1 protein-coding gene is annotated in these 1,726 nt (G+C 55.3%); it reads left to right on the top strand.

Annotation, left to right across the window (positions count from 1 at the left end):
* Positions 1 to 1,726 (top strand): autotransporter outer membrane beta-barrel domain-containing protein (locus tag GVI43_RS15685; protein WP_159567769.1); only part of this gene is annotated, 1,726 nt, incomplete at both ends.

The following is a 1,726-nucleotide window of genomic DNA, read 5'->3' as shown; positions in this document are numbered from 1 at the left end:
ACTTCTACAACGACGGTACCATCACCGTGCAGGGCAACAACGCCGTGGCTATCAGCGGCGGTATTACGGGTTATGCAGCGAATCTGGTTAACAGTGGCACCATTAACGTCGGTACTGAGGTAGGTAAAACCAACGGCACCAATGGCACCAATCTTGTAGGTATCAAAGGCAATGGCGTCAATACGACGATTAATAACGCGGCTGACGGGGTCATCAATATTTATGCTGACAGCTCTTACGCGTTTGGTGGTACGACTAAGCAAATCATCAATAATGGTGAAGTAAATCTGCGGTGTGATACCGGATGTGCGATTTCAGCGCCGGGTACGGTCGGCACTATAACGACGGGCACCGTGGTCGATCTGACGGTACCGGCATCAAAGGTAGCGCCAACGCAGGGCAGCGTACCGAAAGCGCCGGCCGATACCACGCTGGTTCTACAAAACTATGTGGTGGGTACCAATGCTGATGGTTCAGCCGGTTCGTTAACTGCCAGTAATATGATGCTGGATTCCGTTCAGATCGATACCGGCTTCACCGCGGGCACCGCGGCTAAAACCGGAACCTTCGATAACGTGTTCAAGGGCTCCGACATTCAGGGCGCGGAAAACATTCAGTCTGATACGGTGGTGTGGAAGGCTCAAGGCCAAACCGATGCCAGCGGCAACGTTGACGTCACCATGACCAAAAATAGCTATCAGGACGTGGCCGACGCTAGCGTCAGCAACGTGGCCGGTGCGCTGGAGGCGGGTTATACCAACAATGCGCTTTACCAGAGCCTGAACCTGAAAACTGTGGCTGATGTCACTCACGCCATAAAGCAGATTTCTGGCGTGAACGCGACCAGCGCCTTTAACGAAGCGCGCGTGCTGAGCAACCGCTTCAGCATGCTGGCAGACAGTGCGGTAGTCACCGCCAGCGGTCTGGGCTTTAACGTGGTAGCTAAAGGGGATCAGCGTGCCGAACTGGGCAACAACACCCGGTACGACATGATGGCGCTGAGCAAGGCGTTCTCGCTGAGTCCGGACCAGAACATGACGCTGAAGTACGGTATTGCGCGGCTGGACGGTAATGGCGATGTGAAAAACGGCGGCGACAACGGTCTGACCGGCGGTTACAGCCAGTTCTTCGGCCTGGAGCACAGTCTGGCGCTGAATGAAAACTACAGTCTGAATACCGCGCTACGTTACGATAATCAGCAGCTCGACAGCAGCCGTTCGATTCAGTACGGCGGCGTTAATGAAGTGGCGGACTCCAGCAACAGCCAGCAGTATATGGAGCTGAAAACCGGCGTAGGCCGTGGGTTTGCCCTGAGCGATACGCTGAGCTTTAAACCGTCTGTGGGCATGAAACTGCGCCATACGGTGGAAGGCGGCGTGAACGAAACTGGCGCTAATGACTTCAACCTGAATATGGGCTCCAGCACCGAAAGTGCGGTGGATGCGGTAATCGGCATGCAGCTTGATTATGCCGGCCAAAACGGCTGGTCAGCGTCGGCCAAACTGGAAGGCGGGCCAAACCTGTCTTACAGCAAAAGCCAGCACAGCGCCGAATTGCAGGGTGCAGCAGGTCAGCGCTTTAGCGTAGACGACGGTCAGAAAGGCGGCGGCGTAAACGGACTGGCACAGATAGGCGTGCATTATAATCAGGGCAACACCACGATGGGTCTGGACGCTTACAACTGGCGGGAAGACAGCGCCAGCGATAAGGGTCTGAATATGAACGT

The organism is Budvicia diplopodorum, assembly GCF_009800925.1.
Classification (GTDB): Bacteria; Pseudomonadota; Gammaproteobacteria; order Enterobacterales; family Enterobacteriaceae; genus Budvicia; species Budvicia diplopodorum.
Note: the sequence above shows the minus strand (reverse complement) of the source record. Positions and strands in the feature narration are given on the sequence as shown.